At 66.0% G+C, this 14650-nt stretch carries 13 protein-coding genes; 8 read left to right on the forward strand and 5 right to left on the reverse strand.

Translation table 11 applies throughout. From position 1 onward, the window contains the following. Positions 1-158: 158 nt before the first annotated feature. Positions 159-674, forward strand: coding sequence for a L,D-transpeptidase (locus tag V5279_RS45270; RefSeq protein ID WP_338693888.1), 516 nt, complete (start codon positions 159-161; stop codon positions 672-674). Positions 675-770: 96 nt separating this feature from the next. Here V5279_RS45270 and V5279_RS45275 read toward each other — a convergent pair whose 3' ends face one another. Next, positions 771-1373: a thermonuclease family protein gene (locus V5279_RS45275; RefSeq protein ID WP_338693890.1), complete on the reverse strand. Its 603-nt coding sequence runs from the start codon at positions 1371-1373 to the stop codon at positions 771-773. Positions 1374-1442: 69 nt separating this feature from the next. Beyond that, positions 1443-1679, reverse strand: coding sequence for a DUF1674 domain-containing protein (locus V5279_RS45280; RefSeq protein WP_338693892.1), 237 nt, complete (start codon positions 1677-1679; stop codon positions 1443-1445). A gap of 189 nt (positions 1680-1868) precedes the next feature. Here V5279_RS45280 and V5279_RS45285 point away from each other — a divergent pair, with 189 nt between their 5' ends. The 3 genes from V5279_RS45285 to purH all read left to right on the forward strand — a co-directional run bounded on the left by V5279_RS45285 (position 1869) and on the right by purH (position 6935). Next, positions 1869-3215 (forward strand): RsmB/NOP family class I SAM-dependent RNA methyltransferase, encoded by a 1347-nt coding sequence (locus V5279_RS45285; RefSeq protein WP_338693894.1) that lies wholly within the window; start codon positions 1869-1871, stop codon positions 3213-3215. Positions 3216-3332: 117 nt separating this feature from the next. Beyond that, positions 3333-5084, forward strand: a complete 1752-nt coding sequence (locus V5279_RS45290; RefSeq protein WP_166300349.1) for a heparinase II/III domain-containing protein — start codon at positions 3333-3335, stop codon at positions 5082-5084. A gap of 258 nt (positions 5085-5342) precedes the next feature. Further along, positions 5343-6935: a bifunctional phosphoribosylaminoimidazolecarboxamide formyltransferase/IMP cyclohydrolase gene (gene purH, locus V5279_RS45295; protein WP_338693898.1), complete on the forward strand. Its 1593-nt coding sequence runs from the start codon at positions 5343-5345 to the stop codon at positions 6933-6935. Positions 6936-7101: 166 nt separating this feature from the next. Here the strand turns inward: purH and V5279_RS45300 are convergent, their stop codons facing one another. Next, positions 7102-8481, reverse strand: coding sequence for an MFS transporter (locus V5279_RS45300; protein WP_338693900.1), 1380 nt, complete (start codon positions 8479-8481; stop codon positions 7102-7104). Between the two features lie 125 nt (positions 8482-8606). Here V5279_RS45300 and ggt point away from each other — a divergent pair, with 125 nt between their 5' ends. The 3 genes from ggt to V5279_RS45315 all read left to right on the forward strand — a co-directional run bounded on the left by ggt (position 8607) and on the right by V5279_RS45315 (position 12891). After that, a complete protein-coding gene (ggt, locus tag V5279_RS45305) occupies positions 8607-10352 on the forward strand; it encodes a gamma-glutamyltransferase (RefSeq protein ID WP_338693902.1) in 1746 nt (581 codons plus the stop codon). A 172-nt stretch (positions 10353-10524) separates the two neighbouring features. Continuing rightward, positions 10525-11823, forward strand: a complete 1299-nt coding sequence (locus V5279_RS45310) for an MFS transporter (RefSeq protein ID WP_029080914.1) — start codon at positions 10525-10527, stop codon at positions 11821-11823. A 171-nt stretch (positions 11824-11994) separates the two neighbouring features. Next, positions 11995-12891, forward strand: a complete 897-nt coding sequence (locus tag V5279_RS45315) for an NAD(P)-dependent oxidoreductase (protein ID WP_338693905.1) — start codon at positions 11995-11997, stop codon at positions 12889-12891. A 1-nt stretch (position 12892) separates the two neighbouring features. On the opposite strand, the gene V5279_RS45320 is transcribed toward V5279_RS45315, so the two are convergent. Next, positions 12893-13228 (reverse strand): GIY-YIG nuclease family protein, encoded by a 336-nt coding sequence (locus V5279_RS45320; RefSeq protein ID WP_338693906.1) that lies wholly within the window; start codon positions 13226-13228, stop codon positions 12893-12895. A 90-nt stretch (positions 13229-13318) separates the two neighbouring features. Then, on the reverse strand, positions 13319-13984 hold the full coding sequence (locus V5279_RS45325; protein ID WP_338693908.1) for a glutathione S-transferase: 666 nt from the start codon (positions 13982-13984) through the stop codon (positions 13319-13321). A 41-nt stretch (positions 13985-14025) separates the two neighbouring features. Here V5279_RS45325 and V5279_RS45330 point away from each other — a divergent pair, with 41 nt between their 5' ends. Then, positions 14026-14613, forward strand: coding sequence for a DUF2239 family protein (locus tag V5279_RS45330; RefSeq protein WP_338693910.1), 588 nt, complete (start codon positions 14026-14028; stop codon positions 14611-14613). Positions 14614-14650 lie beyond the last annotated feature (37 nt).

Genomic DNA, 14650 nt, shown 5'->3' on the forward strand with positions numbered 1-14650 from the left:
CCGGCCATCAGGACGTGTCTCGCGGCCGGCGTGAAAACCATCCGGTTAAGACACGCGGTTAACATTGCGTGCGCGGGACCAGCGGGCCCGGTTTTTTCAGGGCTCTGCACCTTCGTTTTTGGCTCCCTCATTGGGGCCGTTGGGAAGTGGAGAGATTGATGTCGTTGAAGATTGCGGTGGCGCTGGCTGCCACCCTTGGTGCTGTTGTTTCGATGTCGCAGATGGCCGAAGCACGGCCGGAAATGGTGGGAATGCGCGGCGATGCTTATGAGCCGGGCACCATCGTGGTGAAGACCAACGAACGGCGGCTGTATCTCATTCTCGATTCCGGCCACGCGGTGCGTTATCCGGTCGGTGTCGGCAGGTCCGGCAAGCAGTGGGCCGGCACCACAAGGATCGACGGCAAGTATCGCTACCCGGCCTGGTCGCCGCCCGCCGAGGTCAGGCGCGACAAGCCGAGCATCCCGAACGTGATCGCAGGCGGTTCGCCGGCCAATCCGATGGGCGTGGCCGCGATGACACTGACCGGCGGCGAATATGCCATCCACGGCACCAACAGGCCGGGCTCGGTCGGCGGCTTCGTGTCCTACGGCTGCATCCGCATGCTGAACGACGACATTACCGATCTCTATTCGCGCGTCTCGGTCGGCACGACGGTCGTCGTCACCCGCTGATCACTACAAATCTCTCACCGAAGAAAAGCCGCGCCTACGCGCGGCTTTTTGTTTGCCAATCCTGTGCGTGGCAGTGATGGGTGCGGCTGCTGTTGCCTAACGCACAGAATTTCCGCACCAGCCGAAGCGGTGGCCGCCATTGTAGGCGCGCGCATGGCCGGATGCGAGCAGCGCAGCCGAGACGTTGTCGGTCTTCTTCGTCGCAACGTCGGCGACGACGCGTCCCTGATATTTGTCGGGACCGATATTGTAGATCGCGACATCGCCCTGGCCGAGCAGATCGCGCAGCGCGACAGTTGCCGCTTCCGCCATCTGCAGTTCGCGCTGACAGGACGCCTTCAGCTCCGGCGCGTCGATGCCGCGCAACCGGACCCGTGTGTAAAGATCAGGCCCCGGCGCGAGATGCACCCGCGCCTCGAATGTGTCGCCATCGATCGTCCTGATGACGTCAACGCTGTGCCTCACGTCAGGCGCGCCGGCACGTTGCCAGATCACGTCGGTATCGCGCGACCGGTTCAACGACCAGTGCGACGGCACCCATTGAGGCACCCATTGGCGGATCGGAAGCATGCTGCCGACCGCGATGCCGAGAACGAACACCCAGGGCAGCGCCGCCGAGACGCGCCGGCCCCAAGGTGACCTTCGGAAGGGCGGACGTCCCGTCCCACGATAAGGATTTATTCTCTCGTATGGGGACATATTCCCAGACTGGCCTGAGTCGAGACGCCGGGCAAGACTCTCCACAAGACCCCTTAAGAAGTCCGGCTCTCAGAAGTCCGAGGCGATACCCTTGGTCTCCCAATCGCCGTAACGCGTCGGTTCCGGTCCCTTCGGACCCTGGAATTCCTTCGGCCGTGCGGCCGCTTCCTGCGCGGCTAGCTCCTCGGCGGCCTTGCACCGCGCGTCGGCCTCGGCGAGCGCGCGCTGCGCCGCCGGCGTCAGCGGCTTGCGCGGCGCGGGTTCCGGCGGCGATGCAGATTTCTCCGACACAGATTTCTCAGACATGGCAGACTTTCTTGGCAAAACTTTCCGCCTGCGGTTTTCGTATCTCTGTGTTGGCTCAGCGACGGCATCACGATCGCGAAATCCCGCAGGGTGATTCTTACATTTGGCATATTCGCATGCCAGAGGTGTTCTCGAGTTGATGGGCATGAGCCGAATGTAACTCCAGCACCTTCGAGATATCTCCGCTTCATGCCTCCTTCAAGATTTGCAGTTCCTGCCGAAGTCCCCGGTCTCGCGGCGCGCCGTATCGCGGCCGACATCCTCGATGGCGTGCTGCACAAGCACCGCACGCTCGACGATCAGCTCGACGGCGCCGGCGCGCATCCCGGCCTGAAATCGCTCGCCGATCGCGATCGCGCGCTGATGCGCCGGCTGGTCTCGACCATCCTGCGCAAGCTCGGCACGCTCGGCCATCTGCTGTCGCGCCTGCTCGATCGCGGCATCCCGACCGATGCGCCGCGCGCGCAGAGCGCGCTCCTGATCGGCGCCGCCCAGATCCTCTGGATGGATGTGCCGGACCATGCCGCGGTCGATCTGTCGGTGCGGCTGGTGCAGTCGGACCGGCGCGCGGCGAAATATGCCGGGCTCGTCAACGCCGTGCTGCGCCGCTGCGCGCGCGAGGGCCAGGGCCTGATCGATGAGACCAGCACACAGACGCTGGACCTGCCGCAATGGATGCTGACGCGCTGGAACGCGCATTATGGCGAAGCCACCGCGCGCGACATGGCGCTGGCGCTCGGCCATGAGCCGTCGCTCGACCTCACGGTGAAGTCGGACGCGCCGCAATGGGCGGGCCGTCTGCATGGCGAGACGCTGCCGACGGGAACCGTGCGCACGCTGCTGCAGGGTTCCGTCACGATGCTGCCGGGCTTTGCCGAAGGCCATTGGTGGGTGCAAGACGCCGCCGCCGCGCTACCGGTACGACTGTTCGGCGACATCAAGGACAAGGCGATCGCCGACCTCTGCGCCGCGCCAGGCGGCAAGACCGCCCAGCTCGCGCTGGCAGGCGCGCATGTCACCGCGATCGACCGCTCGCCGGCGCGGGTCGCGCGGCTGCGCGACAATCTCACGCGACTGGCCTTGGAGGCCGAGACGGTCGTCGCCGACGCCGCCGAATGGCCCGCGGCAGCCGGAAGCTTCGACGGTATTCTGGTCGACGCACCCTGCAGCTCGACCGGAACCATCCGCCGCCATCCCGACGTCGCCTGGCTGCGCCAGGAAGGCGATATCGCGGCGCTATCGGCCCTGCAGAAGCGGCTGCTGCAAAAAGCCACCACTCTGCTGAAGCCGGGCGGCACGCTGGTCTACTGCACCTGCTCGCTGGAGCCGGAAGAAGGCGAGCAGGCGATCGCCGCGCTGCTGGCGAGCGAATCAGGCCTGCGCCGTGCGCCGGTCGAGAAGGACGAGGTCGCCGGCCTCGACGACATCATTACCGCCGACGGCGATCTGCGCACCCTGCCCTGCCATCTGCCCAACGCCGACCCACGGCTGGGCGGGCTGGACGGGTTTTACGCCGCCAGGCTGGTTAAGTCCTGATTTTAAACTTCAGTCTTCTAAGCTCGAAGTGATTCGTGCGGTATCAAGAGGGTGTCTTGGCCGCGTTTCCGGATTAAATAAGGATTCGTTGAAAATTCCCTCCCCGCAAGGTTAGGCGTGTCGGTCGCTCAAAGCAGACGCATCTCGACGCTGATTGCTGGCCGCTTCGCGCGCAGCGTGATCGCGCGCGCCAGCGGGAGCACGGTTGCGCTTTCGCGGCTGTGGCCCGGCCGCACCGACCGGCTGATCATCGCCCCGCATGATCTGAGGACCGCCGACGCCACCCGCGCCGCCGAGATCTATGCCGGGCGTTTCGTCTTCGCCGGCAAGATCGTCACCTGCCACGGCCGCTCGATCTTCGACCTCGAGCCGCCGTCGGAGGATTGGGAAGCCGCCCTGCTCGGCTTCGGCTGGCTGCGCCATCTGCGCGCCGCCGACACCGCGCTGACCCGCGCCAATGCCCGCTCGCTGGTCGACGACTGGATCTCCAACCAGGCGCGCAGGCGGCCGCTGGAGCGCCGCGCCGATGTCCGCGCGCGGCGCGTGATCTCGCTGTTGTCGCAGGCGCCGCTGGTGCTCGGCGATACCGACGGAAAATTCTACCGCAAATATCTGCGCGGGCTGGCGCGTGAGATCCGCTATCTGCGCTACTCCATCCTCGACAATGACGGCGTGCCGCGCCTGCAGGTCTTGATCGCGCTGTGCTACGCCTCGCTCTGCCTCGCCAACCAGGCGCGCAATATCAAGACGACCACGCGCCGGCTGTCGGACGAATTGCAGCGCCAGATCCTGCCCGATGGCGGCCACATCTCGCGCAATCCCGGCGCACTGGTCGAGCTGCTCAGCGATCTCTTGCCGCTGCGCCAGACCTTTGCTGCACGGAATATCGCGCCGCCGCCGGCGCTGCTCAACGCCATCGACCGCATGATGCCGATGCTGCGCTTCTTCCGTCACGGCGACGGCAGCTTCGCGCTGTTCAACGGCATGTCGACCGCGCCGTCAGATCTGGTCGCGACGCTGCTCGCCTATGACGACACCCGCGGCGTGCCGATGGCGAGCATGCCGCATAGCGGCTTCCAGCGGCTCGATGCCGGCACCACGGCGTTGATCATCGACACCGGCCCGCCGCCGCCGCCAAGCGTCAGCCAGGATGCGCATGCGGGCTGCCTGTCGTTCGAGCTGTCCTCGGGGCCGAGCCGCATCGTCGTCAATTGCGGCATGCCGTCGACCGGGCGCGACAATTGGCGGCCGTTCGCACGCTCCACCGCGGCGCATTCGACGCTGACCTATCGCGACACCTCGTCGTGCCAGTTCGTCGAGCTGTCGGCGATGAAGCGGCTGTTGCGCGGCGCGCCGATCACCAGCGGCCCCAACAATGTCGAGAGCTACCGCGAAGCCGTCCCCGACGGCGACGTGCTCACCGCCTCGCATGACGGCTATCTCTCGCGCTTCGGCGTGATCCACCGCCGCGTGCTGATGGTCTCCCAGGATGGCACCCGGCTCGAAGGCGAGGACTCGCTGTCGCCGGCGCCGGGCGGCCGCATCAAGGGCAGCGAGGCCGATTTCGCGCTACGCTTCCATCTGCATCCGTCGGTGAAGGCGAGCCGGCTGTCGGATGCCCGCGGCGTGATGCTGGTGCTGCCGAACCGCGACGTCTGGACCTTCGAGGCGTTGGACGACAAGGTCGACCTCGAGGACAGCGTGTTCCTGGCCGGCAATGACGGCCCGCGCCGCACCTCCCAGATCGTGATCCGCCAGGACGCCCGTCAGGCCGCCACCATCCGCTGGAGCTTCGTGCGGTCCTCGACCTCGGCCACCGCCACCAACGCGCGCCGCAACGCCCGCCGCGAGCCGGAACTGCCGCTGTAGGCGCGTACCGCCTCTATCAGAGCGACTATTCTCAGACCCGTCATCCTGAGGTGCGAGCCTCTTCGGCGAGCCTCGAAGGATCGACGGCCGCCAGCCGGGCCGTGCATCCTTCGAGGCTCGCAAGGGCTCGCACCTCAGGATGACGGGAGAATGGGCATCGGATCGTCCGCAATTTCCCGGGAATCGGCCCCGGAGACCGGTTTCGTAGGGCACCAAACCATGCTACCCGGCTGCCTTAACAGCCAGGGATTTCCTAGAATGACCGAACAGCTTCGCCGCGTGACCCGCGCTCTGTTGTCCGTTTCCGACAAGACCGGACTGATCGATTTCGCCAGGGCGTTGGCCGACCATGGCGTCGAGCTGGTGTCGACCGGCGGCACCGCCAAGGCGATCGCGGCGGCCGGGCTCAAGGTCAAGGACGTCTCCGAGCTGACCGGTTTCCCGGAGATGATGGACGGAAGGGTCAAGACGCTGCATCCGAAGGTGCATGGCGGCCTGCTCGCGATCCGCGACAACAAGGAACACGCCGCTGCGATGGCCTCGCACGGCATCGCGCCGATCGACCTTCTGGTCGTCAACCTCTATCCGTTCGAGGCCACCGTCGACAAAGGCGCCGGCTTCGAGGAGTGCATCGAGAACATCGACATCGGCGGTCCCGCGATGATCCGCGCCGCGGCGAAGAATCATGACGACGTCGCCGTGGTGGTCGAGGCGCAGGATTATCAGGCGGTGCTCGACGAGCTCGCCGCACACAAGGGCGCGACCTCGCTCAGCCTGCGCCGCCGGCTCGCCGCCAAGGCCTATGCGCGCACCGGAGCCTATGACGCCGCGATCTCGAACTGGTTTGCCAGGGAATTGAAGACCGACGCGCCGGACTTCCGCGCGATCGGCGGCCGGCTACTCCAACCGCTGCGCTATGGCGAGAACCCGCACCAGACCGCGGCGTTCTACGCCACGCCGGAAAAGCGCCCGGGCGTTTCGACTGCGCGGCAATTGCAGGGCCGGGAACTGTCCTACAACAACATCAACGACACCGACGCGGCTTACGAATGCGTCGGCGAATTCGATCCGCAGCGCACCGCGGCCTGCGTCATCGTCAAGCACGCCAATCCCTGCGGCGTCGCCGAGGGTCCCGATCTCGCGACCGCCTATGCCCGCGCGCTCGCCTGCGATTCCACCTCGGCCTATGGCGGCATCATCGCGGTCAACCGCAAGCTCGACGCGGACGCGGCGCGCGCCATCATCGGCATCTTCACCGAGGTGATCATCGCGCCCGATGCGACCGAGGAGGCGATCGCGATCATCGCCGGCCGGCGCAATCTGCGCCTGCTGCTTGCGGGCGCGCTGCCCGATCCGCGCGCGACAGGCCTCACCGCCAAGACCGTTGCCGGTGGCCTGCTGGTGCAGAGCCGCGACAACGCTGTGGTCGAGGACATGAACCTGAAGGTCGCGACCAAGCGCGCGCCGACCGACGCCGAGCTGCGCGATCTCAAATTCGCCTTCCGCGTCGCCAAGCACGTCAAGTCGAACACCATCATCTATGCCAAGGACCTCGCCACGGTCGGCATCGGCGCCGGCCAGATGAGTCGGGTCGATTCCGCGCGCATCGCCGCGCGCAAGGCGCTGGATGCGGCGGCCGAGCTGAAGCTCGCCGAGCCCCTGACCAAGGGTTCGGTGGTCGCCTCCGACGCGTTCTTCCCGTTCGCCGACGGCATGCTCGCCTGCATCGAGGCCGGCGCCACCGCCGTGATCCAGCCCGGCGGCTCGATGCGCGACGACGAGGTGATCAAGGCGGCCGACGAACACGGCATCGCCATGGTGTTCACCGGCGTCAGGCACTTTAGGCATTGATGCAAGCTGTCGTCCCTGCCTAGTGCGCAATTGCGCACGGGAGCAGGGACCCATAACCACAGGCGCGTGTTGCTAGAACAAGGTGGGGCTCCAGCGCGCTCTTCTTGAACAGCGGTGGTTATGGGTCCCGGCTCGCGCTTCGCTTGGCCGGGACGACGGCGGTAGTTTACTCGCGCACCTTCGCCAGCAACACCAACCCCACCACGAAAAACCCCACCAGCACCGCCATGCCGGCCTTCTGACTCGCGGTCGCGGCGGTGATCGCGCCGATCAAGAGCGGGCCAATGAACGACGTCACCTTTCCGGTGAGCGCGAACAAGCCAAAATACTGCGCGATGCGATCCTGCGGCGCGAGGCGGATCAGCAGCGAGCGCGAGGCCGCCTGCAGCGGCGCGCCGGTGGCGCCGATCAGACAGCCCAGCACGATATAGGCGCGCTCGGCCGCGCCCGCGAACAACGGGCCGCCAGGCACCGGCGGCGCGACCGCAATGAACAGGATGGAATCCTTGTTCACGGTGAGGATCACGACGATCGCAAACAGCAGGATCACCAGGCTGCAGGTAATCACGCGCTTCGGCCCGAACGCATCGTCGAGCTTGCCGCCGAGCCAGCCGCCGAACGTCCCGGCCACCGCCAGGATGATGCCGAAGATACCGATCCGGATGGTGTCCCAGCCGAACGTGCCGGCGGCATAGATGCCGCCGAAGGCAAATAGCGAGACCAGCCCGTCGGTGTAGATCATGTTCGCCAGCAGAAAGCGCGCCATCGATTTCTGCTTCGGCAGGCTCGTCAATGACTCCCTGAGCCCGCGCAGGCCTGCGCCGACCGCCTCGCGCAACGGACGCTTCGCCGGATAGTCCGGCGTGAACAGGAACATCGGCGTCACGAAGATGATGAACCACAGCCCGGTCAGTGGCCCGGTGATGCGATCGCCCTCATGCGTGATGGGATCGAGACCGAACAGCGGCGTGAAGCCGAACAGCGTGCGGCCGGTCTCGGCATTGGCGGCGAGGAAGCCGAGTACCAGCACGAGGCTCAGGATGCCGCCGACATAGCCGGTGGCCCAGCCGGTGCCGGACAGACGCCCGATCCTGTCCGGCGGCACCAGCGTCGGCATCATCGCATTGTTGAATACGGTCGCGAACTCGACGCCGACGCTCGCGATCGCATAGGCGAGCAGCAGCGCGGGGATGATGTCGGGATTGCCGGGCTTGCCGATCCACATCGCGCTCGCGCCGATCACCAGCAGCACGCCGAAGCCCGCGATCCACGGCTTGCGCCGGCCGCTGGCGTCGGCGATCGCACCGAGCACCGGCGACAGCAGCGCGATCGCAAGTCCCGCAGCTGCCGTGGCAAAGCCCCACAGCGCCTGCCCGCTCGCGGGATCGGGCGCGACGAAGCTCGCGAAGTATGGCGCGAACACGAAGGTCGTGATCAGCGTGAAATAGGGCTGCGCAGCCCAGTCGAAAAAGATCCAGCTGACGACGGCTGCGCGGCCCGGATAGACCTTGGTGGTGGCCTTCGCATCACCAGCGCCCGTCTGCATTGTTGCCGTCATCGCGAAACATATTCCTCAAGTCGAACCGCAGGCAGGCTTTTGCCGCTTCAATCCGTTCCCATATAGCATGAGCCGGTTTGCTGATACCGCGATGAACAGGGCAGGACATTTCGATGGCGCTGACGGCAACGATGTCGCGACGGCTGTTTGCCGTTCTCCTGGTGATTGGCATCGCGACACCGGCCCTCGGCCAGGTGCAGCGTCGCGCCTACGAGCCCTCAGCCACCGATACGATTCAAAGCATTCGCGCCGAACACGGCATGGTGGTGGCGCAGGAGAAGCTGGCAGCGCGGGTTGGCGCCGACATCCTGCGGCAGGGCGGCAATGCGGTCGACGCCGCTGTCGCCACCGGCTTTGCGATGGCAGTGACCTATCCGCGCGCCGGCAATATCGGCGGCGGCGGCTTCATGGTGATCCATCTCGCCGGACGCAATGAAGATGTCGCGATCGATTATCGCGAGACCGCGCCGCAGGCCGCAACTCGCGACATGTTCCTGAACGCAGAGGGCAAGCCCGATCCGGACAAGTCGCGCAACTCCGCGCTCGCGATCGGCGTGCCCGGCACGGTCGCGGGCCTCGCGCTGGCGCTGGACAAATACGGCTCCGGCAAGTTCACGCTGGCGCAGATCATCAAGCCCGCCATCGATCTCGCCCGCGACGGCTTCATCGTCACCGACGACACGTCGGACACGTTGTCCGACATGTATCGCCGCATGTCGCGCTGGCCGAACTCGGCCAAAGCCTTCTCGCATGCCGACGGCACGCCGCTGCGTGAAGGCGACCGCCTGATCCAGGGCGATCTCGCGACGACGCTGACGGCGATTGCCGAACGGGGGCCGCGCGGCTTCTACGAAGGCGCGGTCGCCAAGAAGCTTGTCGCCGGAATCAAAAATGCCGGCGGCATCTTCACGATCGGCGACCTAAAATCCTACCAGCCGGTGATCCGCACGCCGATCCGCGGCAGCTATCGCGGCTACGACATCGTCTCGATGCCGCAGCCGTCCTCCGGCGGCGTCGTGCTGCTGGAGATCCTCAACATCCTCGAGGGCTTTCCGATGTCCGACATGAAGCAGGGCTCCGCCGCCTCGCTGCATGTGATGATCGAGGCGATGAAGCGCGCCTATGCCGATCGCGCCCGCTATCTCGGCGATCCCGCCTTCGTCGACGCGCCGACGCAGCTGCTGATTGACAAGGCCTATGCCGCCAGGCAGCGCGCAACCATCGACCTTATCAGCGCCACGCCCTGGACCGATGTGCGCAACGCGAAACAGCCGCATGAGGGCGACAACACCACGCATTATTCCGTCGTCGATGCCGGCGGCAACGCCGTCAGCAACACCTACACGCTGAACTTCCCCTATGGGGTCGGCCTCGTCGCCGACGGCACCGGCGTGCTGCTCAACAACGAGCTCGACGATTTCACCGCGGCGCCCGGCGCCTCCAACGCCTTCGGCCTGGTCGGCTTCGAGGCCAATCTGCCGGGACCCGGTAAGCGCCCGCTGTCGTCGATGGCGCCGACCATCGTGCTGAAGGACGGTAAGCCGGTGCTGGTAACGGGATCGCCCGGCGGCAGCCGCATCATTTCGGCGGTGACGCAGATCATCGTCGACGTGATCGACTACAGGATGGATATCGCAGCCGCGGTCGCCGCGCCGCGGATGCATCACCAATGGCTGCCCGACGAGGTCCGGATCGAGAAAGGCTTCCCCGACGAGGTGCTGGCCGAGTTGAAGGCCAAGAGCCACAAACCGGTCGAGCCGCTCGGCTACTCCTCCGCGAACTCGATCGTCGTCACGACCAACGGTCTGCTCGGCGCCCCCGACCCGCGCACGCGCGGCTCGGAGGCCGCGGGGTACTAGAGAGCATTTTCGAGCGAAGCAGACACCGGTTCGCGCGAAGAAAACGCGTCAAAACAAAAAGCTAACGCAAACGCGGCTTTGCCCGGCCGGCAACATCGCGATAGATTGGCGGTCCGCGCAAGTCCGGCCGCGGATGCAAAGAGCCGGTGAAAGATTTCTCCGGGGAACGCGCATGAGCACGGCCGAATCCAAATCGATGGAAGTCGCAGAGATCGAGGACACCAGCCTCCTCGCCTTCTATCGCGACATGAACCTGCAGGAGCGGCGTACGTTCTGGGCCTGCGCCTCGGGCTGGACGCTCGACGGCATGGATTTCATGATCTATCCGCTCGTGATCGGCACCATCATCACGCTGTGGAAGGTCGATCCCGGCACCGCAGGCCTCGCCGGCACCGTGACGCTGCTGGCGTCCGCGGTCGGCGGCTGGCTCGGCGGCTACCTCTCCGACCGCATCGGCCGGGTCAAGACGCTGCAGCTCACCATCATCTGGTTCTCGTTCTTCTCGCTCGTCTGCGCTGTGGTGCAGAATTTCGACCAGCTGCTGATCGCCCGCGCGCTGCTCGGCCTCGGCTTCGGCGGCGAATGGGCGGCCGGCGCGGTGCTGATCGGCGAAGCGATCCGGCCGCAATATCGGGGACGCGCGGTCGGCTCGGTGCAGTCGGGCTGGGCGATCGGCTGGGGCCTTGCGGTGCTGGCGCAGGCGATCCTGTTCTCGGTACTGCCTGCGGAAAATGCCTGGCGCTGGATGTTCGCGATCGGCGCGCTGCCGGCGCTGCTGGTGTTTTATCTGCGCCGCTACGTTACCGAGCCCGAGATCTCGGCCGCGACAATGGCGCAGCAGCAGGCGACTGGCAGCAAACCCGCTGCATTGTGGGAGATTTTTCACGGGCCGATCCTGAAGACCACGCTGCTGGCCTCACTGGTCGGCACCGGCATGCAGGGCGGCTACTACGCCGTCACCTTCTGGGTGCCGCGCTTCCTCACCACCGAGCGCAAGCTCTCCGTGGTCGGCTCGACCGGCTATCTCGCCACGCTGATCATTGGCTCGTTCATCGGTTATCTGGTGGGCGCCTGGCTCGCCGACCGCATCGGCCGCCGCAACCTGTTCCTGATCTTCTCGATCGGCGCCATCGCGATCGTGCTGCTCTATACCCAGCTGCCGATCTCCAACGAGGTGCTGTGGGTTCTAGGCTTCCCGCTCGGTTTCTTTGCGTCAGGCTATTTCTCGGGCATGGGCGCGTTCCTGACCGAGCTGTATCCGACCCGGCTGCGGGGCTCCGGCCAGGGCTTTTGCTACAATTTCGGCCGCGGCATCGGCGCGCTGTTCCCGTTCCTGGTCGGCGCGCTTTCGACCACGACGACGCTCGCCAACGCGATCGCGATCTTCGCTGTGGCCGCATACGGCGTGTTCTTCATCGCCGCCTACGCGCTGCCGGAAACGCGCGGACGTGTGCTGCATGCGGGTGGGTAGCAGTGGCGCGATGGCCGCGACGCTTGCTCCGTCGTTCCCTCCCCCCTTGCGGGGGAGGGCTAGGGAGAGGGGTGGCCGCGAAGACGGTGTGTGTGGCTTACCCCTCTCCCCAACCCTCCCCCGCAACGGGAAGGGAGCCCTGATAGTGTGCGTCCCTAACAGGAGGCTGCCATGACATCGCTCAAAGACAAGACGCTGTTCATCTCGGGCGCGAGCCGCGGCATCGGGCTGGCGATCGCGCTTCGTGCGGCGCGTGACGGCGCCAATGTCGCGATCGCGGCGAAGACCGCCGAGCCGCATCCGAAGCTGAAGGGCACGATCTACACCGCCGCCGACGAGGTCCGCGCCGCCGGCGGCAAGGCGCTGCCGGTGCTCTGCGACATCAGGGACGAAGCACAGGTGATGGCGGCGATCGAAGCCACCGTCGCCGAGTTCGGCGGCATCGACATCTGCGTCAACAATGCCAGCGCCATCAGCCTGACCACCTCGCAGGCGACCGACATGAAGCGGTTCGACCTGATGATGGGAATCAACACCCGCGGCACCTTCATGGTGTCGAAATACTGCATCCCGCATCTGAAGAAGGCGGAGAACCCGCACATTTTGATGCTGTCGCCGCCGCTCGACATGAAGACCAAATGGTTCGAGCACTCGACCGCCTACACGATGGCGAAATTCGGCATGAGCATGTGCGTGCTCGGGCTGGCAGGCGAGCTGAAATCTTCCGGCATCGCCGTCAATGCATTGTGGCCGCGCACCACGATCGCAACCGCCGCGGTCGGCAATCTGCTCGGCGGCGACGCCATGATGCGCGCCAGCCGCACGCCCGAGATCATGGGCGATGCGGCCTATGCGATCGTTACGCGGCCGTCGCGCGAATTCACCGGCCATTTCTGCATCGACGACAAGGTGCTCTATGCCAATGGCGTCCGCGATTTCGAGCGCTACCGCGTCGATCCCTCGGTGCCGCTGATGTCGGACTTCTTCGTGCCCGACGACGACGTGCCACCGCCCGGCGTCACCGTGCAGGCACTGCCGTCAGTCGGCGGGGCGCAGACATCGCGCTGAACTAGACCGCGGACGCCTTGAGCTGCGCGCGCCAGTGCTGCACGCGCTCCTTGAGCAGCGTCTCGCGGACATAAGCGAGTTCCTCGTCCTCGATCTGCTCAAGCGTTTCGAGCGAGAAATTGTCCGCGCCATGCGCCGACCAGGCGCGCTGCAGTTCCACATTGCGGTGGCTCCCCATCCGCAGCGTGAACCAGATGCGGTTCTGGATTTTCTCCAGATCGAGCGCCTGCCCGACCCAGACTTCGCCGGTCGCGCGGCAGCGGATCGCGAACACGCCTGCGACAGCGGCGCGCTTCTTGTAGTCGGCGATGGCGAGCTTGCGGTCTTCGGTCTTCATGGCGGCTCCTGTCGTGTCGACAGACTGTTTATACCCGGGTGTTATTGACAAAGCAATTACACCCGGATAAAACTCGCCATGACCGCGGATTTATCGGCCGACCTGGTACGGCCCGCCCTTCTCCAGCGCACGCGCATAGGCCGGACGGGCGTGGATGCGCTCGAGGAACGTGACGCACCGGGGATGGCCGTCCTCAAGCCCGCCGCGCGCGGCGGCCGCCTCGAGCGGAAAGCTCATCTGGATATCGGCGCCGGAAAATTCGCTGCCGGCGAACCACTCGCTCTTGCCGAGCTCGCCTTCCCAATAGGCCATGTGCTGCTTGATCTGCGGATTGACCAGCGTGGACAGTGCCGTGTTGGACACCTTGCGCACCAGCGGCCGCAGCAGCGCCGGCGCGCGCTTCGGCATCAGCGTGAACAGCAGCTTCAAGAGCAGCGGCGTCATCGCCGAGCCCTCGGCATAATGCAGCCAATAGGTGTAGCGCAGCCGCTCCGGCGTATCGGCTTGCGGGATCAGGCGGCCATTGCCGTAGGTCGCGATGATGTATTCGAGGATCGCTCCGGATTCCGCGATCGTGTTGCCATTGTCGGTGACGACGGGCGACTTGCCGAGCGGGTGGATCGCGCGCAGCTCCTTTGGCGCCCGCATGTCGGGCTGCCGCTGATAGCGCACGATCTCGTACGGCACGCCCAATTCCTCGAGCAGCCACAGCACGCGCTGCGAGCGGGAATTGTTGAGATGATGAACCGTCAGCATGAGCGTCCTCTGAAATACCAGCGCAATCTGAAAGGTCTACCATGAATCCAGCCTATGTCGCCTTCGAAGGCGAGCATCGCATCGGGGCCGGTGACCTCCCCGAGGTTGCGCGCGCCGCCAGGCAATTGCTGGATCAGCGCAAGGACGCCGCGATCCTGGTGTTCGACGGCCGCACCTCGGCGTTGGTCGACATCGATTTTCGCGGCTCGATCGACGACGTGCTGGCGCGGCTGCCGAAGCCCGCGCCTCCGCTCGACGAGGAGCCGCCGGCGCCCGCTGTGCCACGCGGCCCGGGACGTCCGAAGCTTGGCGTCGTCGCGCGCGAGATCACGCTGTTGCCGCGGCACTGGGACTGGCTCGCCCAGCAGAAGGGCGGTGCGTCGGTTGCGATCCGCAAATTGATCGACGAGGCGCGGCGCTCCAGCGGCGACAAGGACCGGACCCGCAGCGCGCAGGATGCCGCCTATCGCTTCATGACTGTCATGGCCGGCAACCGGCCGCATTACGAGGACGCGATCCGCGCCCTGTTCGCCCACGACCGGCGCCGCTTTGCGACGCTGATCGCGGACTGGCCGGCCGACATCCGCGACCACGCGGTCAGGCTCGCCTATAGCGATCAAGCGGACTAGCGCGTTTTCGCGCGAAGTAACCGGCACTCGGCGGATC

This window comes from Bradyrhizobium sp. 26S5 (genome assembly GCF_036923295.1).
Taxonomy (GTDB): Bacteria; Pseudomonadota; Alphaproteobacteria; order Rhizobiales; family Xanthobacteraceae; genus Bradyrhizobium; species Bradyrhizobium septentrionale.